Here is an 18,023-nt window from a genome sequence, read left to right as displayed (position 1 = left end):
AGCGTGAAGTTCACCAAGGGCCACGGCACCGGCAACGACTTTGTGATCCTGCCCGACCCGGACGGCGCGCTGGACCTGACACCCGAGCTGGTGGCCGCGATCTGCGACCGACGGCGGGGCCTCGGTGGCGACGGCGTGCTGCGCGTCGTCCGAGCCGCCGAGCACCCCGACGGGACCGCGCTGGCCGGTGACGCCGAATGGTTCATGGACTACTGGAACTCCGACGGCTCCTTCGCCGAGATGTGCGGCAACGGCGCTCGGGTCTTCGTCCGGTTCCTGCTGGACAGCGGGTTGGCCACGCCGATCGATGGTGTCCTGCCGGTGGCGACCCGCGCCGGCCTGGTGCGGGCCCGCCTCGACGGCGAGGACATCGCCGTCGAGATGCGCCGACCCCGGCTGTACGCGACCTCCACGGCCGCCCTGGGCGCACTGACCCTGCCCGGTACCGCCGTGGACGTCGGCAACCCGCACCTGGTCTGTCCGCTGCCGGCCGGGCTCGAGCTGACCGGTCTCGACCTGACCCGGGCACCCGGATTCGACCCGACGATCTTCCCGTCCGGGGTCAACGTCGAGTTCACCGCCGACGGCGAGCCACTCGACGGGGTCGACGGGCACGTGCTGATGCGGGTTTACGAACGGGGTTCCGCCGAGACGTTGTCCTGCGGCACCGGCGCCTGCGCCGTGGCCGCCGTAGCCCTGCGCGACATCGCCCGGGAGACCGGCACGATAGCCGTCGACGTCCCCGGCGGCCGCCTCACCGTCACCCTGACAGACAACTCCTGCTGGCTCTCCGGCCCCGCCCTTCTCACGGCCACCGGCACCCTGACCCTCGCCACCCCCTAACCACCCTCCGACCCCTCCCTCCCGCGCCGCCCTCGCGCCCTTGTGCGCGCCGATCTTGCACTTTCGGTCGCCATAATCACCGTATTTGCGGTGATTCATCCCGACGAAAAGTGCAAGATCGACGCGCCGTCAGGCGTGGAGCTCGGACGGTGCGAGGGAGCGCCGCGGGGGCGGGGCTTAGCGGGGGTCTTGCGGGTGGGGCCTCAGGGGGTGGCGGAGGCGTTGGCGGCGATCTCGGGGAGGTCGGCGGGGCCGGGGTCAGCGGCCGGCGGGGGAGTGCTGGCGGGGTTCTGGGCGGCGGCGCGGACGGCGGCGGCGACCGCCGGGGCCACCCGGGAGTCGAAGACGCTCGGCACGATGACCGTCGCGTTGAGCTTCTCCTCGCCGACCACGTCGGCGATGGCCTGGGCGGCGGCGATCGCCATCTCCTCGGTGAACTCCTCGGCGTGCGCGTCGAGCATGCCGCGGAAGACGCCGGGGAAGGCGAGCACGTTGTTGATCTGGTTCGGCTGGTCCGAGCGGCCGGTGGCCACCACGGCGGCGTGTTTGCGCGCCTCCCGAGGGTCGACCTCCGGGTCCGGGTTGGCCAGCGCGAAGACGATCGAGTCCTTGGCCATCCGGGCGATGTCGTCGCCGGTGAGCAGGTTCGGCGCGCTCACGCCGATGAAGACGTCGGCACCCTCCAGCGCACCGGGCAGGTCACCCGAGTAGCCGTCCCGGTTGGTGTTCTCGGCCAGCCACTGCCAGGCCGAGTTGAGGTCGGGCTGGCCGCGGTGCAGGGCACCCTGGCGGTCGTACGCGATGACGTCGCCGACGCCCTGACGCAGCAGCAGCTTCATGATCGCGGTGCCCGCCGCGCCGGCGCCCGAGACGACCACCCGGACGTCCGCGAGGCGCTTGCCCACCACCCGCAGCGCGTTGGTCAGCGCGGCCAGCACGCAGATCGCGGTGCCGTGCTGGTCGTCGTGGAAGACCGGGATGTCCAGCGCCTCACGCAGCCGTGCCTCGATCTCGAAGCAGCGCGGCGCCGCGATGTCCTCCAGGTTGATCCCGCCGTACGCGGGCGCGATCGCCTTCACGATGGCGACGATCTCGTCGGTGTCCTGGGTGTCGAGGACCACCGGCCAGGCGTCCACCCCGCCGAAGCGCTTGAACAGGGCGGCCTTGCCCTCCATCACCGGCAGCGAGGCGGCCGGGCCGAGGTTGCCCAGACCCAGCACCGCCGAGCCGTCGCTGACCACGGCCACGGTGTTGCGCTTGATGGTCAACCGGCGGGCGTCGGCCGGGTTGTCGGCGATCGCCTGGCAGACCCGGGCGACCCCCGGGGTGTACGCGCGGGACAACTCGTCCCGGGTACGCAGCGCGACCTTGGGGCTCACCTCGATCTTGCCGCCGAGGTGCAGCAGGAAGGTGCGGTCGGAGACCTTGCGCACGTCCACGCCGTCGAGCGCCCGCAGCGCGTCGACCACCTGGTCGGCGTGTCCGGCGTCGGCGGTGTCGCAGGTGAGGTCCACGATCACGTGGTTCGGGTCGGAATCGACCACGTCCAGGGCGGTGACGATCGCTCCGGCCTCTCCCACCGAGGTGGTGAGTCGGCCGATCGAGGAGGCATCGGCTGGCACGGCGATCCGGACCGTGATCGAGAATCCGGCACTGGGCAGTCGGGTGATGGCCACGCAGGTCCCTCCGTCGGCGCTGAACGGCTCGTGGCATTTCTACCCGCCCTGCCTGGGCGTCTGGCAGCCACCCCCACTTTGGGCCCTTTGTGCGCAGGGCATATTGCGGGTGCGATCGGTGTTGTCACATGACAGGATTGCTCAGTACATGCTCAGATCGGACAGGAGAGACGCTTGCGAGACCAGGAGACCCACGTTTCCAACGACGAATTCGAAACCACCCCCGGTGAGTACGAACTCTCCGAGCGGCAGGCGTTGCGACGGGTCCCCGGCCTCTCCACCGAGCTGACCGACGTCACCGAGGTCGAATACCGGCAGCTGCGGCTGGAGCGGGTGGTGCTGGTCGGGGTCTGGACCGAAGGCACCCAGGCCGACGCGGACAATTCCCTCACCGAGCTGGCCGCGCTGGCGGAGACCGCCGGGTCGCAGGTGCTCGAAGGGCTCATCCAGCGACGTACCCGGCCCGACCCGGCCACCTACATCGGTCGCGGCAAGGTCGACGACCTCAGCGCGGTGGTGCTCGCCGCCGGCGCCGACACGGTGATCTGCGACGGTGAGCTGTCCCCGTCCCAGCTGCGCAACCTGGAACAGCGCACCAAGGTCAAAGTGGTCGACCGCACCGCGCTGATCCTCGACATCTTCGCCCAGCACGCCAAGAGCAAGGAGGGCCGCGCCCAGGTCGAGCTGGCCCAGCTGGAATACCTGCTGCCCCGGCTGCGTGGTTGGGGTGAGACCCTGTCCCGGCAGACCGGTGGTTCGGGTCGCGGCGGCGGTGCCGGCGGCGGCGTGGGTGTTCGTGGCCCGGGTGAGACCAAGCTGGAGACCGACCGGCGTCGGATCCGCCACCGCATCGCCCGGCTGCGCCGGGAGATCAAGGCCATGAGCACCGTACGCGAGACCAAGCGGTCCCGCCGTACCCGAAACGCGGTTCCCGCGGTCGCCATCGCCGGCTACACCAACGCCGGCAAGTCGAGCCTGCTCAACCGGCTCACCGGAGCCGGTGTGCTGGTGGAGGACGCGTTGTTCGCCACCCTGGATCCGACCACCCGCCGCGCCACCACCTCCGAGGGGCGGGTCTACACCCTCTCCGACACGGTCGGCTTCGTCCGGCACCTGCCGCACCAGATCGTCGAGGCGTTCCGCTCGACGCTGGAGGAGATCGCCGAGGCCGATCTGGTGGTGCACGTGGTCGACGGCACCCACCCGGATCCGCAGGAGCAGGTACGCGCCGTCCGCGAGGTGCTGACCGAGGTGGGCGCCGACCGGCTGCCCGAGCTGCTCGTGGTCAACAAGACCGACGCGGCAGACGAGGAGACGTTGCTCCAGCTCAAGCGGATCTGGCCGGAGGCGGTGTTCGTCTCTGCGTACAGCGGGCGTGGCATCGACGACCTGCGCGCCACCATCGAGCAGCGGCTGCCCCGTCCGGCCGTCGACGTGCGGGTGGTGCTGCCGTACGACCGGGGTGACCTGGTGGCCCGACTGCACCGGCAGGGTGAGGTGCTCAGCACCGCCCACCTGCCGGAGGGGACGATGCTGCACGTACGGGTCAACGAGGCGTTGGCGGCCGAACTGGCCCCGTACCGCGACACGGCGGAGGCGGTCAGCACCGCCCGGTAACGCTGCTACGGCGTCACCCGACGGAAACTTCCGGCATGCGACACTTCTTTCATGCTCCGCACTGTATCTTCGGTCACGGTGGCACTCGGCCTGCTCGGGGCCACCGTGGCAGTCACGGGTGTCGCCGTGGCGGCGTCGTCGCCCGTCCCCGCCGCGGCAGCCGTCGCGGTGACGGGCCAGGTGGCGGCGGGGCCCCAGACGGTGGTCCCGGCGGCGCTCGGGCCGGCCGTGCTCGGGTCGGCACCACTGACCAAGGCCGGCAAGAAGCAGTGCACCGTCACCGATCCCCGACTGCGGGAGATGTCCGGCCTGGTAGCCACCCGCAGCGGGTACATCGTGATCAACGACAGCACCGATCAGAACGACCGCAAGCAGGTCTTCTACCTGAACAAGGACTGCCAGGTCGTCCGCAACGTGGGCTACACCGGTGCCGGGCCGTTCGACACCGAGGATCTGGCCCTCTCGCCGGACCGGACGAAGCTGTGGATCGCCGACACCGGTGACAACGTCACCAGCCGGGAGCGTCGCGAGCGGGTGGCCGTCTGGAGCATGCCGGTCAACGGCAGCAAGCAGCCGGTCCTGCACCGGCTGTCGTACCCGGACGGCAAGCCCCGCGACGCCGAGGCGTTGCTGATCGGCGACGACAACCTGCCGCTGATCATCACGAAGGTCACCTCCGGCAAGGCCGAGATCTTCACCCCGGACGGCGCGTTGAAGACCGGCGACACCGAGCCGGTGCCGATGAAGAAGCTCGGCGACATCACGTTGCCGAGAACGGACACCGAGAACCCGCTGAGCACCTTCGGCCGCGTCGCGATCACCGGTGCCGCCCGGTCGCCCGACGGCTCCCGGGTGGTGCTGCGCACCTACGCCGACGCCTTCGAGTACGACGTCCAGAACGGCGACATCGTCGGTGCGCTGACCACCGGCACGCCCCGGGTCACCGCGCTGGCCGACCCGTTCGGTGAGGCGATCTCGTACTCCACCGACGGGAAGACCTTCCTGACCGTTTCCGACGCGGGTCACCTGGACGACGACGAGCCGGTCGACATCCTCAGCTACACCCCGTCCACCGAAGGCCCGAAGAACCTGGCCGAGGATCCGGACGCGGCCAAGAAGTCATCCGGCCAGTCGTTCATCGACGGGTTGACCCTCGACGACATCACGTACCTGATCGCCTCGGTGGGCGTACTCGGTGCGTTGCTCGTGGGTGCGGGCATCTACGGCATCCTGCGGGCCCGCAAGCGGCCGGGCCCGGCCGGCAAGGGGCGTGGCCGTGACGACGGCCCGAAACCCACAGGCAAGGACGACGACGGCGCGGCCGGCGACCGCGCACGGTCCGGCGGTGTGTACGGCGGCGCAGCGACCGGTGGCGTCTACGGCGGCGGCTCGCCGAACGCCGAGCGACCCGGCCCGGCGCGGCCCGGACCGGTGTACGGGGGACGGGCCAGCGGCAACGGTGCCCGACCGGCCGGTGGTGGCGTCTACGGCGGTGGCGGCCGTGCCGGTGAGGGCGTGCCCGGCTCCGGTGGCCGGGCCGGCGGCGGTCGACCGGCGGGCGGCGGCGTGTACGGAGGTGGCGGACGTCCCGGTGGCGCCGGCCGCGCCGAACCACCCCGTGGCGGCGGCCGCGTCGAACCGCCACGCGGCGGTGGACGTGCCGAGCCGCCCCGACGTGGCGGTGGACCAACCGAGCCGGATTACCACGGTCGGCGCTCCGGTCGTTACCGGGAGGACAATTCCGAGCCGTACGGTCAGCCGCCCGGCGGCACCTACGGCTACCGGGGCGACCGGTACTGACCCTGCGGCCAGCACCGGTCGATGCCCGGGGTCAGATCCGGCCCCGGGTCAGATCCGGCGCAGCACGGCCACCACGCGCCCCATGATGGTGGCGTCGTCGCCGGGAATGGGATCGAAAGCCGGGTTCTGCGGCATCAGCCAGACGTGGCCGTCGCGCCGCCGATAGGTCTTCACCGTCGCCTCGCCGTCGAGCATGGCGGCGACGATCTCCCCGGAGTCGGCGGTCGGCTGCTGGCGGACCACCACCCAGTCGCCGTCGCAGATGGCCGCGTCGAGCATCGAGTCGCCCTTGACCTGGAGCATGAAGACCTCGCCCTCGCCGACGAGCTCGCGGGGCAGCGGGAAGACGTCTTCCATCGACTGCTCGGCGAGGATCGGCCCACCGGCGGCGATGCGGCCGAGCATCGGCACGTACGCCGGGGTGGGGCGCTGCGAGCGGCTCAGCTCGTCGTCGATGTCGCCGGGGGAGCGGACGTCGACCGCGCGTGGCCGATTCGGATCACGCCGCAGGAAGCCCTTCTTCTCCAGCTCCTTGAGCTGGTAGGCGACGCTGGACGGGGAGACGAGCCCGACTGCCTCGCCGATCTCCCGCACGCTCGGCGGGTAGCCGTGTCGCTCCACCCAGGTGCGGATGAAGTCCAGGATGCGACGCTGCCGGGCGGTGAGGTCGGCGGCCGCCGGGTCCGGAAAGGAGTTGGCCACCGGGGTCACCGGGCGCACGGCGGGCTGCGCGGCTCGGGCGCGGGTGACGCTGCGGCGTCGGGTGGGCGGCGGCCCCGCCTCGCTGCTCTGCTGCGGGCTCTGTGGCCGGTTGGCCCGGTCCTGGGTCACGTCCGTCCTCCCTGGTCGGCGCTGGGTGCCTCGGCGGCTCGTGGTGCATGCGGTGGTCTGCCGGGCTGGTCGACCATGGTCACCTCCGGCTGCCCATGACCGTATAGGTGAGATCGGTCATTTTCAAACATCTGTACGAGGTTTCTCCGCGTGTCGACACGCGTAGGCGTGACAGTCGTACGCCTGTTCTGATAAATGATACGTCTGATCGAACGGGTGTTCGATCGAATGCCTATTTTGAAGATCAGATCCGGTCGGCCGGTAACCGGTGTCGCCGCGCTGCGTTGGGCTCTCGGGTCGCGCTGCGGCGGGCCTGTCGGGTGACGCGCCGGACACGCCGGTCAACTTGACCGCGGTTCGCCAGCGGCATACGGTCAACCCCTAGATGTAGTAGTCACACAGGCGTAACTCGCCTACAGGTTGGGTTCGACTACGGACCGCACTCTCGTACCATCAGGTCGGCGGCCATCCTTGGATGATGGCCCGCCGCGCTGTTGCGTGCCCGGAGGCGGCCATAGGCGTGCCCATGGTCGATCGAGGAGGTCGGGCGATGCGGTGTCCGTACTGCCGGCATGCCGACTCCCGCGTGGTCGACTCGCGGGAAGCCGACGACGGCCAGCTGATCCGTCGTCGACGCTCCTGCCCGGAGTGCGGCAAACGGTTCACCACTGTCGAAGAGGCGGTGCTCGCGGTCGTGAAGCGCAGCGGGGTGACCGAGCCGTTCAGCCGTACGAAGATCATCGGCGGGGTGCGCAAGGCCTGCCAGGGCCGACCGGTCGACGAGGACTCGATCGCGCTGCTGGCGCAGCGGGTCGAGGAGACCATCCGGGCCAAGGGCGCCGCCGAGATCCCCAGCCACGAGGTGGGGCTGGCCATCCTGGGTCCCCTGCGGGACCTGGACGAGGTCGCCTACCTGCGGTTCGCCAGCGTGTACCGGTCGTTCGACTCGCTCGCCGACTTCGAGCGGGAGATCGAGACGCTGCGGGCCGCCGCACGTGCCCGGCAGGACGCGCAGGCCGAGACGGCCGGCGCCGCCGGCCACACACAGTGAGCTTTCTTCAGTGGTAGTGACAGTCGGATCGCGCGGTGCCGCGCGGACGAGGGGGCGGATGAGATGCCGGGGGATGGCGTGACAACAAGCAGGACACGGAGCAAGGCCGGCGCGGGTCTGAAGGTCGAGCGGGTCTGGACCACCGAGGGTGTGCACCCGTACGACGAGGTCGCCTGGGAGCGCCGCGACGTCGTGATGACCAACTGGCGGGACGGCTCGATCAACTTCGAGCAGCGTGGGGTGGAGTTCCCGGAGAGTTGGAGCGTCAACGCGGCCAACATCGTGACCACCAAGTACTTCCGGGGCGCGGTGGGCACCCCGGAGCGGGAGTGGTCGCTGCGGCAGCTGATCGACCGGGTGGTCACCACCTACCGCACCGCCGGTGAGGAGTACGGCTACTTCGCCGGCCCGGCCGACGCCGAGATCTTCGCCCACGAGCTGACCTGGATGCTGCTGCACCAGGTGTTCAGCTTCAACTCGCCGGTCTGGTTCAACGTCGGCACGCCCTCACCTCAGCAGGTCAGCGCGTGTTTCATCCTGGCCGTCGACGACTCGATGGACTCCATCCTCGACTGGTACAAGGAGGAGGGGCTGATCTTCAAGGGCGGCTCCGGCTCCGGGGTGAACCTCTCCCGGATCCGCTCCTCCCGGGAGCTGCTCTCCTCCGGCGGCACCGCCTCCGGCCCGGTCAGCTTCATGCGCGGCGCGGACGCCAGCGCGGGCACCATCAAGTCCGGCGGCGCCACCCGGCGGGCGGCCAAGATGGTCATCCTCGACGTGGACCACCCCGACATCGAGGAGTTCGTGGTCACCAAGGCGCGCGAGGAGGACAAGATCCGCGCCCTGCGCGACGCCGGGTTCGACATGGACCTGGGCGGCGCCGACATCGTCAGCGTGCAGTACCAGAACGCCAACAACTCGGTACGGGTCTCCGACGAGTTCATGACCGCGGTGGAGAACGGCGGCGGCTTCGACCTGCGGGGTCGGCTCGACGGGCAGACCATCGAGACCATCGACGCGAAGAAGCTGTTCCGTACGATCTCGCAGGCCGCCTGGGAGTGCGCCGACCCGGGCCTCCAGTACGACGACACCATCAACGACTGGCACACCTGCCCGGAGACCGGTCGGATCACCGCGTCGAACCCGTGCTCGGAGTACCTGCACCTGGACAACTCCTCGTGCAACCTGGCCTCGCTGAACCTGATGAAGTTCCTCCGCGCCGACGGTGGCTTCGAGGTGGAGAAGTTCGTCAAGTCGGTCGAGTTCGTCATCACCGCGATGGACATCTCGATCTGCTTCGCCGACTTCCCGACCGAGAAGATCGGCGAGACCACCCGGGCGTACCGGCAGCTCGGCATCGGCTACGCCAACCTCGGTGCCCTGCTGATGGCCTCCGGCCTGCCGTACGACTCGGACCAGGGCCGCTCGCTGGCCGCCGCGATCACCTCGCTGATGACCGGCACGGCGTACCGCCGCTCGGCCGAGCTGGCCGGCATCGTCGGCGCGTACGACGGCTACGCCCGCAACGCCGAGCCGCACAAGCGGGTGATGCGCAAGCACGCCGCCGCCAACGACGAGATCAAGCCCACCGGGACCGTGGCCACCGCGGTGGTCCGCGAGGCCACGAAGCAGTGGACCCAGGGCAACAAGATCGGCGACAAGTTCGGCTGGCGCAACTCGCAGGCCAGCGTGCTCGCGCCGACCGGCACCATCGGCCTGATGATGGACTGCGACACCACCGGCGTCGAGCCGGACCTGGCGCTTGTCAAGTTCAAGAAGTTGGTCGGCGGCGGTTCGATGCAGATCGTCAACCAGACCGTACCGCGCGCCCTGCGCAGCCTCGGCTACCCCGAGGAGCAGGTCGAGGCGATCGTCGAGCACATCGCCGACCACGGCCACGTGGTGGACGCCCCCGGCCTCAAGCCGGAGCACTACCCGGTCTTCGACTGCGCCATGGGCGAGCGGTCCATCGCCCCGATGGGCCACGTACGGATGATGGCGGCGGTCCAGCCGTTCATCTCCGGCGCCATCTCCAAGACGGTGAACATGCCGGAGCAGGCCACCGTCGAGGACGTCGAGAAGATCTACTTCGAGGGCTGGAAGCTCGGCCTCAAGGCCCTGGCGATCTACCGGGACAACTGCAAGGTCGGCCAGCCGCTGTCGGTCGCCAAGCCCAACAAGGCCGCCGAGCCGGCCCCGACCACCGCCGTCGAGCCGGTGGTGGAGAAGGTCGTGGAGTACCGCCCGGTGCGCAAGCGGCTGCCGAAGAAGCGTCCCTCGGAGACCATCTCCTTCTCGGTCGGCGGCGCCGAGGGCTACCTCACCGCCTCGTCGTACCCGGATGACGGCCTGGGCGAGGTCTTCCTCAAGATGTCCAAGCAGGGCTCCACTCTGGCCGGAGTGATGGACGCCTTCTCGGTGGCCATCTCTATCGGCCTGCAGTACGGCGTTCCCCTGGAGACGTACGTCAGCAAGTTCACAAACATGCGCTTCGAGCCGGCCGGCATGACCGACGACCCGGACGTGCGGATGGCCGCCTCGGTGATGGACTACATCTTCCGTCGCCTCGCGCTGGACTTCCTGCCGTACGACCGCCGCGCCGAGCTGGGCATCTTCACCGCCAAGGAGCGGGCCGCGCAGCTGGCGGCCGAAGCCGAGGCGGAGGCGAACGGCACGGACCTGACCGCGATGGCCTCGTCCGCGCCGGTGGAGACCCGGCCGGAGGAGCCGAAGGCCGGGCCGATCGCCCAGCCCGCCCAGGAACTCGCCGACGTCGCCGCCGCGAAGCCGGCACCGTCGGTCGGTTCCAGCACCGAACTGCTCGAAGCCGTGATCGGCAAGGCCGCCGACGCACCGCTCTGCTTCACCTGCGGTACGAAGATGCGCCCCGCCGGCAGCTGCTACGTCTGCGAGGGCTGCGGCTCTACCAGCGGCTGCAGCTGACGTACGAGAACGCGACGAGCCCCGGGCGGATTACCGTCCGGGGCTCGTCCCGTCCGGCTTCCATCCGGCGCGACTCGTCGGGCTGAATCCTGGGACCGAGTCGCCCTTCGGTGCATCTCGCGCAAGATCACGCTCGATCCACGATCGAGTGGCCTCGCGGGCGCGCGGATGCCACTTTTTCCTGCATCGAGCACGGCCCCGCCCGTTCGGCGGTCAGCGATCCCGATCGTCAGCGCTTGAGTGTGCGGAGGAAAGCCGACCAGGACTGGCCGTCGAAGCGGAGGACCGGGCCGGCGGCGTTCTTGCTGTCGCGGATTTCGACGGCTTGGTCAACGCACCTGGCCTCGACGCAGGCACCGTTGCTGCCGCTCCGGGTGCTCTTGCGCCACTGCGAGTCCACGGTCCGCCTCCTACTCCCTTTGCCTGGCGTCTCGGATCTCCTTGATCAGCATTGCCGAGTCGCTGGGCGACATGGCTGCGGCGCGCAGGCTGTTGAAGACCACGGTACAACGTGCGACATCGTCACCTTCGGCGTAGAGGTCGCCTGTCAGGCCCTCGATGTAGACCACGCTCGGACCGTCCGCGAAGTTCAGGATGTGGAAGCTGGACAGCATCGAGGCGTAGGCACCTTCGCGGAACGGGATCACCTGGAGAGTGACGTTCCACCTCTTGCTGGCTTCGAGCAGCGCAGTGAGCTGGTCACCCATGATGGCGGCGCCACCGATCTGTCGGTGCAGCACCGCCTCGTCGAGAACGGCCACCAGTCGTAGCTTGCCCGAGGTGATGAGCTGCTGACGTTGCATGCGGACGGCGACCCGCCGCTCGACCGCCTCAGGTGAGGGTTCGAACGCATCCTCGCTCGTCATTGCTCTCGCATAGTCGGCCGTCTGGAGCAGCCCCGGTACGACCAGCGTCTCGAAGTTCTGCACTTCCTCGGCGGCAGACTCCAGGCCGATGTACTGCCGGTACGAAGACGGCAAGTCGCCGTACTTGGCCCACCAGCCGCGCTGCTTGCCGGTCTTGGCCATCGACAGCAGCGTCTCGCGCAACTCGGCGTCGGTGATCCCGTATCGGTCCAGCAGGGCGTTGAGCGCTGGACCCTTGATGCCTACCCGACCGGCCTCGATCCGCCGCAGCGTGCTGGCGGACACCTCGATGACCTCGGCCGCCTGTTCGGCGGTGACACCGGCGTCCTCGCGTACGCGGCGAAGCTGCGCGCCGAGCTGAAAGCGAACAAAGGTCGGGCTCTCCATGCCGGTCATTCTGCCGAGCTGGTCTGCCGGCGGTGCGAGCGACACGCGCACGCCCACTGACTACCAAAGCTTGACCATATGAAAATGCGCGCGCAAAATCGATCGCGCATACAAGTCGATGCGACGGAGGCGCTGTGCGGGAGCGGGTGTCGTACGAGGAGTTCGTCCTCGCGGTCGCGCTGACCCTCGCGCGCCGGCACCGTCCGGTGTGGTCATGGCGGGTGTGGCGTCGGGTCTGCCGGTGCGGTGCCGAGTTGCCCTGCCGAGCCCGGCATCGGATTCCGATCAGCCGTGCCCACTGGCCGGAGGAGGAGCAGAGGTGATGGAGGACCAGACGGACCGGATCCTGTCCGTCCACCGCGCGGGCGTCGACGGGCTCTGTGTCGGCTGCCGCTGGTGGTGGCCCCGGCTGGCTCCGTACCCCTGCTATCAGGCCGAGTGGGCGTTCCGCTGTCACGCCCGTGCGGTGACCCTGCGCTTCCTCGGCGGGTTGCCGTGACCACGCATGATCCTGTGCTGCCCGTGTGGAGCTGTGGTGGCTGCGGCGGACCGTGGCCCTGCCGCACCCGGCGCACCGAGTTGCGGGCCGAGTTCGAGAGTGCGCCGGTGTCGCTGGCCCTCTACATGGGGTCTTACCTGGTCTGGGCCGCCGAGGATCTCACCTGGGTGCCGGCCGGGCTGCTGCATCGGCGCTTCGTGGGCTGGATCCGATGAGCGAACAGGAGTCAGCTCGTTCGGCTGGCTGCTTCCGGTTCCGGCTCGGGCTGGCGGATGGTGCGGGCGCGCAGCAGGTCCCGCAGCGACCACCCGCCGGTCAGGCACCACAGTGCGATGACCGGGTCGCAGATCGCGCAGCCGAACGACGAGCCGGGCAGGAACGGGATGATCGGGTTGCCGTACAGGTGGTGGACGACGTCCCAGCCGGTGTGCAGGAGCCAGCCGACGCCGATCCACCGCCACGACTCCAGCCCCCGGTACGCCACGTAGACCAGCACCGCCACGAACGGGAACTCCCAGCCCGCCAGTCCGCCGCCGCTGAGGTACGCCGCACCGGCCCCGGCGACCATGATCGCGTTGAACCGGCGGCGGTGTGGTTCCCGGATCAGCGAGTTGAGGCAGACGTACAGGGCACCGACGAGCAGCGGCATGAGGATGGTCATGGCCGGTGAATCTAGGTGCGGTCGCCGGTGGCGAGCAGGGGCCGGCGAGCCATCGATCGACGGGTTCTCGCCAGAATGGGCATATGCACCGGGTGGTGGTCGTCGCGAACGACGACGTGGTCCCGTTCGACCTGTCCGTGCCGATCGAGGTGTTCGGCCGCGCGCGGCTGGCCGACGGCCGCCCGGCCTATCAGGTGCGGGTCTGTGCGGTCACCGAGGAGGTGCGGGCGGGCGCGGTCGGGGTGCGGATACCGCATGATCTGTCCGTGCTGGCCGAGGCCGACACGGTGGTCGTACCGGGGGTCGCCGACCTGGCCGCCCCGCTGCCCGCCGCGATCCGGGAGGCGTTGGCCACCTGCACGGCCCGGCTCGTGTCGATCTGTACCGGCGCCTTCGTGCTCGCCGCAGCCGGCCGGCTCGACGGGCGGCGGGCCACCACCCACTGGGCCGCCGCGGCCGAGCTGGCCCGCCGGTATCCCGCCGTCACCGTCGACCCGGACGTGCTGTTCGTCGACGACGATCCGGTGCTGACGTCGGCCGGTGCCGCCGCCGGGCTCGACCTGTGCCTGTACGTCGTCCGGCGGGACTACGGCGCGGCGGTCGCCGCCGACACCGCGCGTCGCTGCGTGATGCCGCTGGAACGGGCCGGGGGACAGGCGCAGTTCATCGCGTACGAGCCACCCGTGCCGGCGGGACACGGCATCCAGCCACTGCTGGCCTGGATGGCCGACAACCTTCACCGTCCGCTCACCCTGGCCGAGATCGCCGCGTACGCCTCGATGAGCACCCGGTCGCTGAGCCGGCACTTCCGCGACCAGACCGGCACCACGCCGATGCGTTGGCTCAGCCGGCACCGGGTCCGGCGGGCCCAGCAGCTGCTGGAACAGACCGACCAACCGGTCGAACGCGTCGGCGCGCTCGTCGGGTTCGCCTCGCCGACCGCCTTCCGGGAGTGCTTCCGGCACGTTGTCGGCGTCAGCCCGCGCGACTACCGGGCGGCCTTCCCGCCGCCCGCCGTGGGCTAGCCTGTCGATCATGCACTTTCCGTCGGGGCAAAAGCCGCGAAAGGGTCATCTCGGCGACCAGAAGTGCAAGATCGGCGGAGTGCCGGGGCAGGGGTTAGGTGAGTTCTGTCAGGCGGGTGGTGAGGAAGTCGCGTTCGGGGTCGTTGTCGACCTGGGCCAGCGCGGCTCGGTACGCCTGTGCCGCCTCGCTGCGGCGGTCGAGTTGGCGCAGCAGGTCGGCACGGATCGCCGGTAGGTAGTGGTAGCCGGCCAGGCGGGGATCTGCGGCGAGGGCGTCGACCTCGGCGAGCGCTGCGGCCGGTCCGTCCACCATCGACACGGCCACCGCCCGGTTCAGCGCGACGACCGGGGACGGCCAGTGGGCCAGCAGCGCGTCGTAGAGTCGGACGATCTGCGGCCAGTCGGTCGCGGCGTAGCTGGGCGCGTGGGCGTGCAGCGAGGCGATGGCCGCATGTAGCGCGTACCGGCCGGCTCGTCCGGTGCGGAGGGCTTCGACCACCAGCCGATGGCCCTCGCCGATGGCGGTCCGGTCCCAGCAGGAACGATCCTGGTCCTCCAGCCGCAGCAGCCGGCCCTGCTCGTCGGTGCGGGTGGCGCGGCGGGCGTCGGTGAGCAGCAGCAGGGCGAGCAGTCCGCTCACCTCGGGCTCGTCGGGCATCAGCTCGTGCAGCATCCGGGCCAGGTGCACAGCCCGGTCCACCAGGTCGGCGCGGACCAGGTCAACGCCGGTCGGCGCGGTGTGCCCGGTGGTGAAGAGCAGGTGTACGACGCTGAGCACCGCGTCCAGCCGTTCGGGCAGTTCGGCGGTGTCCGGTACCCGGTACGGGATCCGTGCCGCCGAGATCTTTTTCTTGGCCCGGGTGACCCGCGCCGCCATTGTCGACTCGGCGACCAGGAATGCCCGGGCGATGTCGGCGGTGCTGACTCCGCAGACCAGGCGCAGGGTGAGCGCCACCTGCGCCTCCCGGGCGAGCGCGGGATGGCAGCAGGTGAAGACCAGACGGAGCCGATCATCGGGTACGGCGACCTCGTCGGACTCATCCGCTTCGACCGCTTCCGGCTCCACGAGCAGCGGAAGCTTCGTGCGGAGCACCTGCCGGCGGCGCAGCACGTCGAGGGCTCTGCGGCGGGCGATGGCGGTGAGCCAGGCGCCGGGCTTGTCCGGTACGCCGTCCCTGGTCCAGGCCCCCAGCGCCGCGACGTACGCCTCCTGGACGCATTCCTCGGCGAGGTCGAGGTCACCGGCGGCGCGCGCGGTCGCGGCGAGCACGAAGGCCCACTCCCGGCGGTGCGCGTCAACCAGCGCCCGCTCCGCCGGGTTCGTCCGCTCCGCCGGGTCGGGCTGGGCGAACCGGACGCCGACAGCCCTCGGCGGCTCGGCACCCTCGAACGGAGCGGGCTGCTCGCCGTCGTTCACTCGGTCGGCGCGACGAACAGTGGCCGGACCTCCACGGCGCCGTGGATGGTGGCCGGGTTCAGCTTGGCGATCTCCAGTGCCACGTCGCGGTCGGGTGCCTCCAGCACGAAGAACCCGGCGACGACCTCCTTGGCCTCGATGAACGGGCCGTCGGTGACGAGGTCGCCGCGTATCGCGGCGGCGGTGGTGCTCGGTTGCAGCGCAAAGCCGGTGACGATCCGCCCGCCCAGCTCGGTGACCTTCGCCGGATACTGTTCGAGCAGCGCGACGTAGTCGGGCGTGAGCTCCATCGGGTCGGCCGGCGCGGGCGAGTAGATCAGCACTGCGTACTGGGGCATGGGTCCTCCTCGAATCGCTGTTCATCCTCGGCGCAACCGGCGCGGGAGGCCAGCACGAATCGGCCCGGGTGGGGAGATTTCTCCACCGAGGCGCCTACCCGCACAGCCCGACAGGGCGGCCACGCCACCGGTCAGCGCGTCCGGTGCCGGTGCGACTGCCTAGACTGCCGCGATGAGCGGAACGCGACGGCCGTTGGCGAAGCGGCCGTTGACCGAACCGCACCCGTCCCGGCTGCCGCTGGAGCATCCGGAGCGGGAGCGGATCCTGGCCGCCCACGCTGCGGCACTGGCCGCCGGGGACGCCGGCTACCGGGACCCGGTCACCGGACTGTTCGTGCTCACCGCCGGATTTCTCGCCCGTCGCGGCACCTGCTGTGACCAGGGCTGCCGGCACTGCCCGTACGTGACCTGAAGGCCCGGCCTCAGGCCGCGGCGACGAACACCCGGGAGGCCACCTCACGGGGCAGCCGGATGCTTTCCCCGGAACGGTCGATCGACACACCGTCGCGTTCCTGGGCGACGGTGACCATGGCTCCGGGGTCGACGCCGGCGGCGTGCAACTGGCGGAGCACCTCGGCGTCGGTCTGCACGCTCTCGCAGATGCGCCGGACGATCACCTTGCCGGTCAGGCCCGGGAAGGCCAGGTTGCGCTCGCCCTCGACCGGCTCCGGCTCGGTCTCGCCGGGGGAGCCGAGATCCTCCAGGCCGGGGATGGGGTTGCCGTACGGCGACCGGGTCGGCCGGTTGAGCAGGTCGTAGACCCGCTTCTCGACCGCGTCGCTCATCACGTGCTCCCAGCGGCAGGCCTCCTCGTGGGCCTCCTCGTAGGGCATCCCGATCACGTTGACCAGCAGCAACTCGGCGAGCCGGTGCTTGCGCATCACGGACACGGCGGTGCTGCGGCCGAGCGGCGTGAGGCTGAGGTGGCGGTCACCCTCGACGGTGAGCAGGCCGTCGCGCTCCATCCGGGCGACGGTCTGGCTGACGGTGGGGCCGCTCTGGCGCAACCGTTCGGCGATCCGGGCGCGCAGCGGCGGCACACCCTCTTCCTCGAGTTCGAGGATCGTGCGCAGGTACATTTCGGTCGTATCGACCAGGTCGTGAGACTTCATGGTGTCAGCGGCCCTCCAATGATCGATGGTACCCTGCCGCACCTGTCATGACCGCCGCCGAACCGCGGCGAGGTTCACCGAGGGTGTTGACTGAACGACATGTCCGCTACCGACGGTCTTCTGGTGGAGGCGGCGCAACTCGCCGCCGAGATCGACACGGCCGACCCGCCCACCCTGCTCGACGTCCGCTGGCGGCTGGCCGGCCCGCCCGGCCGGGTCGATTACGCGGCGGGACACCTGCCGACCGCGGTCTTCGTCGATCTGGACACCGCGCTGTGCGGTCCGCCCGGCCCGGCCGGTCGCCACCCGCTGCCCGACCCCGCCGCACTGCAGGCCGCGTTGCGGGCCGCCGGGGTGCGCGCCGGTCACCCCGTGGTGGTGTACGACGGCGGCGACGGCATGGCCGCCGCCCGCGCCTGGTGGACGCTGCGCTGGGCCGGACACCGCCCGGTACGCGTACTGCACGGTGGTTTCCCGGCCTGGCTGGCCGCCGACCTGCCGGTGAGCACCGACGAGCCGCACCCGGTCACCGGCGATGTGACCGTCACGCCGGGCGGGCTGCCGGTGCTCGACGCGGCGGCCGCCGCCCGGCTGGCCGCCGCCGACAACGGTGTCCTGCTCGATGTTCGCGCGGCACCTCGTTACCGGGGCGAGCACGAGCCCGTCGACCCGGTCGCCGGGCACGTTCCCGGCGCGGTCAACCTGCCGGCACCCGAGTACGTCGCCGACGGCCGGTTCCCGTCCGGGGCGGCCCTGCGCGACCGGTTCGCCGCCGCCGGGGTGAGCGCCGAGGCGCCGGTCGGTGCGTACTGCGGCTCCGGGGTGACCGCCGCGCAGGCTGTGCTGGCGCTGCACCTGGCCGGCCGGACGGACGCCGCGCTCTATGTCGGTTCCTGGAGCAACTGGGTCGCCGACCCGGACCGGCCGGTCGCCCTCGCCCCGCCGCCGGGCGCCTGA

At 70.7% G+C, this 18,023-nt stretch carries 19 protein-coding genes; 11 read left to right on the top strand and 8 right to left on the bottom strand.

Annotated elements, in window-relative coordinates:
* Positions 1 to 3 precede the first annotated feature (3 nt).
* Positions 4 to 843, top strand: coding sequence for a diaminopimelate epimerase (gene dapF, locus JMF97_RS00945; RefSeq protein ID WP_203219791.1), 840 nt, complete (start codon positions 4 to 6; stop codon positions 841 to 843).
* Positions 844 to 1,046: 203 nt separating this feature from the next.
* On the opposite strand, the gene JMF97_RS00940 is transcribed toward dapF, so the two are convergent.
* Positions 1,047 to 2,519, bottom strand: coding sequence for an NAD-dependent malic enzyme (locus JMF97_RS00940; protein WP_013732258.1), 1,473 nt, complete (start codon positions 2,517 to 2,519; stop codon positions 1,047 to 1,049).
* Positions 2,520 to 2,693: 174 nt separating this feature from the next.
* Here JMF97_RS00940 and hflX point away from each other — a divergent pair, with 174 nt between their 5' ends.
* Both hflX and JMF97_RS00930 read left to right on the top strand, forming a co-directional pair.
* Positions 2,694 to 4,136 carry a GTPase HflX gene (hflX, locus tag JMF97_RS00935; RefSeq protein WP_013732259.1) on the top strand — a complete coding sequence of 481 codons (1,443 nt, stop codon included), beginning with the start codon at positions 2,694 to 2,696 and terminating at the stop codon, positions 4,134 to 4,136.
* Between the two features lie 51 nt (positions 4,137 to 4,187).
* Positions 4,188 to 5,936 carry a hypothetical protein gene (locus tag JMF97_RS00930; protein ID WP_238358482.1) on the top strand — a complete coding sequence of 583 codons (1,749 nt, stop codon included), beginning with the start codon at positions 4,188 to 4,190 and terminating at the stop codon, positions 5,934 to 5,936.
* 48 nt (positions 5,937 to 5,984) lie between these two features.
* On the opposite strand, the gene lexA is transcribed toward JMF97_RS00930, so the two are convergent.
* Entirely contained in the window at positions 5,985 to 6,767 is a 783-nt protein-coding gene (gene lexA / locus JMF97_RS00925) for a transcriptional repressor LexA (protein WP_203219790.1), read from the bottom strand.
* Positions 6,768 to 7,317: 550 nt separating this feature from the next.
* On the opposite strand from lexA, the gene nrdR reads away from it, so the two are divergent.
* Positions 7,318 to 7,818, top strand: a complete 501-nt coding sequence (gene nrdR, locus JMF97_RS00920) for a transcriptional regulator NrdR (protein ID WP_013732262.1) — start codon at positions 7,318 to 7,320, stop codon at positions 7,816 to 7,818.
* A gap of 63 nt (positions 7,819 to 7,881) precedes the next feature.
* Positions 7,882 to 10,761 (top strand): vitamin B12-dependent ribonucleotide reductase, encoded by a 2,880-nt coding sequence (locus tag JMF97_RS00915; protein WP_203219789.1) that lies wholly within the window; start codon positions 7,882 to 7,884, stop codon positions 10,759 to 10,761.
* A 229-nt stretch (positions 10,762 to 10,990) separates the two neighbouring features.
* On the opposite strand, the gene JMF97_RS00910 is transcribed toward JMF97_RS00915, so the two are convergent.
* Together JMF97_RS00910 and JMF97_RS00905 are read right to left on the bottom strand one after the other, a co-directional pair.
* On the bottom strand, positions 10,991 to 11,161 hold the full coding sequence (locus JMF97_RS00910; RefSeq protein WP_203219788.1) for a DUF397 domain-containing protein: 171 nt from the start codon (positions 11,159 to 11,161) through the stop codon (positions 10,991 to 10,993).
* Between the two features lie 10 nt (positions 11,162 to 11,171).
* Positions 11,172 to 12,014 (bottom strand): helix-turn-helix domain-containing protein, encoded by an 843-nt coding sequence (locus JMF97_RS00905; protein ID WP_203219787.1) that lies wholly within the window; start codon positions 12,012 to 12,014, stop codon positions 11,172 to 11,174.
* A 134-nt stretch (positions 12,015 to 12,148) separates the two neighbouring features.
* Between JMF97_RS00905 and JMF97_RS00900 the strand changes: the two genes are divergently transcribed.
* The 3 genes from JMF97_RS00900 to JMF97_RS00890 are packed head-to-tail and all read left to right on the top strand — an operon-like array spanning position 12,149 to position 12,728.
* Positions 12,149 to 12,337, top strand: a complete 189-nt coding sequence (locus tag JMF97_RS00900; protein ID WP_203219786.1) for a hypothetical protein — start codon at positions 12,149 to 12,151, stop codon at positions 12,335 to 12,337.
* On the top strand, positions 12,337 to 12,513 hold the full coding sequence (locus JMF97_RS00895; RefSeq protein WP_203219785.1) for a hypothetical protein: 177 nt from the start codon (positions 12,337 to 12,339) through the stop codon (positions 12,511 to 12,513). The genes JMF97_RS00900 and JMF97_RS00895 overlap by 1 nt, the downstream gene beginning before the upstream one ends.
* A complete protein-coding gene (locus tag JMF97_RS00890; protein WP_203219784.1) occupies positions 12,510 to 12,728 on the top strand; it encodes a hypothetical protein in 219 nt (72 codons plus the stop codon). The genes JMF97_RS00895 and JMF97_RS00890 overlap by 4 nt, the downstream gene beginning before the upstream one ends.
* 11 nt (positions 12,729 to 12,739) lie before the next feature.
* Here the strand turns inward: JMF97_RS00890 and JMF97_RS00885 are convergent, their stop codons facing one another.
* Positions 12,740 to 13,174: a DUF6010 family protein gene (locus tag JMF97_RS00885; protein WP_126712181.1), complete on the bottom strand. Its 435-nt coding sequence runs from the start codon at positions 13,172 to 13,174 to the stop codon at positions 12,740 to 12,742.
* Positions 13,175 to 13,257: 83 nt separating this feature from the next.
* On the opposite strand from JMF97_RS00885, the gene JMF97_RS00880 reads away from it, so the two are divergent.
* On the top strand, positions 13,258 to 14,199 hold the full coding sequence (locus JMF97_RS00880; protein ID WP_203219783.1) for a GlxA family transcriptional regulator: 942 nt from the start codon (positions 13,258 to 13,260) through the stop codon (positions 14,197 to 14,199).
* Between the two features lie 94 nt (positions 14,200 to 14,293).
* Here JMF97_RS00880 and JMF97_RS00875 read toward each other — a convergent pair whose 3' ends face one another.
* Together JMF97_RS00875 and JMF97_RS00870 are read right to left on the bottom strand one after the other, a co-directional pair.
* Positions 14,294 to 15,469 (bottom strand): RNA polymerase sigma factor, encoded by a 1,176-nt coding sequence (locus JMF97_RS00875; protein WP_203220272.1) that lies wholly within the window; start codon positions 15,467 to 15,469, stop codon positions 14,294 to 14,296.
* Between the two features lie 143 nt (positions 15,470 to 15,612).
* Complete coding sequence (locus JMF97_RS00870) at positions 15,613 to 15,954, bottom strand: YciI family protein (protein WP_013732269.1); 342 nt, start codon at positions 15,952 to 15,954, stop codon at positions 15,613 to 15,615.
* A gap of 172 nt (positions 15,955 to 16,126) precedes the next feature.
* On the opposite strand from JMF97_RS00870, the gene JMF97_RS00865 reads away from it, so the two are divergent.
* Positions 16,127 to 16,366: a DUF5522 domain-containing protein gene (locus tag JMF97_RS00865; RefSeq protein ID WP_043720049.1), complete on the top strand. Its 240-nt coding sequence runs from the start codon at positions 16,127 to 16,129 to the stop codon at positions 16,364 to 16,366.
* 10 nt (positions 16,367 to 16,376) lie between these two features.
* On the opposite strand, the gene JMF97_RS00860 is transcribed toward JMF97_RS00865, so the two are convergent.
* The gene (locus JMF97_RS00860; protein WP_013732271.1) at positions 16,377 to 17,066 is read right to left on the bottom strand and encodes an iron-dependent transcriptional repressor DtxR; all 690 of its coding nucleotides are present in this window, start codon (positions 17,064 to 17,066) and stop codon (positions 16,377 to 16,379) included.
* Positions 17,067 to 17,165: 99 nt separating this feature from the next.
* Between JMF97_RS00860 and JMF97_RS00855 the strand changes: the two genes are divergently transcribed.
* A complete protein-coding gene (locus tag JMF97_RS00855) occupies positions 17,166 to 18,023 on the top strand; it encodes a sulfurtransferase (protein WP_203219782.1) in 858 nt (285 codons plus the stop codon).

Source organism: Micromonospora fiedleri (assembly GCF_016774385.1).
Classification (GTDB): domain Bacteria; phylum Actinomycetota; class Actinomycetes; order Mycobacteriales; family Micromonosporaceae; genus Micromonospora; species Micromonospora gifhornensis.
The sequence above is the reverse complement of the archived record's forward strand: the minus strand, read 5'-3'. Positions and strand labels throughout refer to the sequence as shown.

Excerpts from the sequence above, each read along its gene's own strand:
- JMF97_RS00930 (WP_238358482.1), top strand. The coding sequence starts at position 4,188 with ATGCTCCGCACTGTATCTTCGGTCACGGTGGCACTCGGCCTGCTCGGG.
- nrdR (WP_013732262.1), top strand. The coding sequence starts at position 7,318 with ATGCGGTGTCCGTACTGCCGGCATGCCGACTCCCGCGTGGTCGACTCG.
- JMF97_RS00915 (WP_203219789.1), top strand. The coding sequence starts at position 7,882 with ATGCCGGGGGATGGCGTGACAACAAGCAGGACACGGAGCAAGGCCGGC.
- JMF97_RS00905 (WP_203219787.1), bottom strand. The coding sequence starts at position 12,014 with ATGGAGAGCCCGACCTTTGTTCGCTTTCAGCTCGGCGCGCAGCTTCGC.
- JMF97_RS00895 (WP_203219785.1), top strand. The coding sequence starts at position 12,337 with ATGGAGGACCAGACGGACCGGATCCTGTCCGTCCACCGCGCGGGCGTC.
- JMF97_RS00885 (WP_126712181.1), bottom strand. The coding sequence starts at position 13,174 with ATGACCATCCTCATGCCGCTGCTCGTCGGTGCCCTGTACGTCTGCCTC.
- JMF97_RS00880 (WP_203219783.1), top strand. The coding sequence starts at position 13,258 with ATGCACCGGGTGGTGGTCGTCGCGAACGACGACGTGGTCCCGTTCGAC.
- JMF97_RS00870 (WP_013732269.1), bottom strand. The coding sequence starts at position 15,954 with ATGCCCCAGTACGCAGTGCTGATCTACTCGCCCGCGCCGGCCGACCCG.
- JMF97_RS00865 (WP_043720049.1), top strand. The coding sequence starts at position 16,127 with ATGAGCGGAACGCGACGGCCGTTGGCGAAGCGGCCGTTGACCGAACCG.
- JMF97_RS00860 (WP_013732271.1), bottom strand. The coding sequence starts at position 17,066 with ATGAAGTCTCACGACCTGGTCGATACGACCGAAATGTACCTGCGCACG.
- JMF97_RS00855 (WP_203219782.1), top strand. The coding sequence starts at position 17,166 with ATGTCCGCTACCGACGGTCTTCTGGTGGAGGCGGCGCAACTCGCCGCC.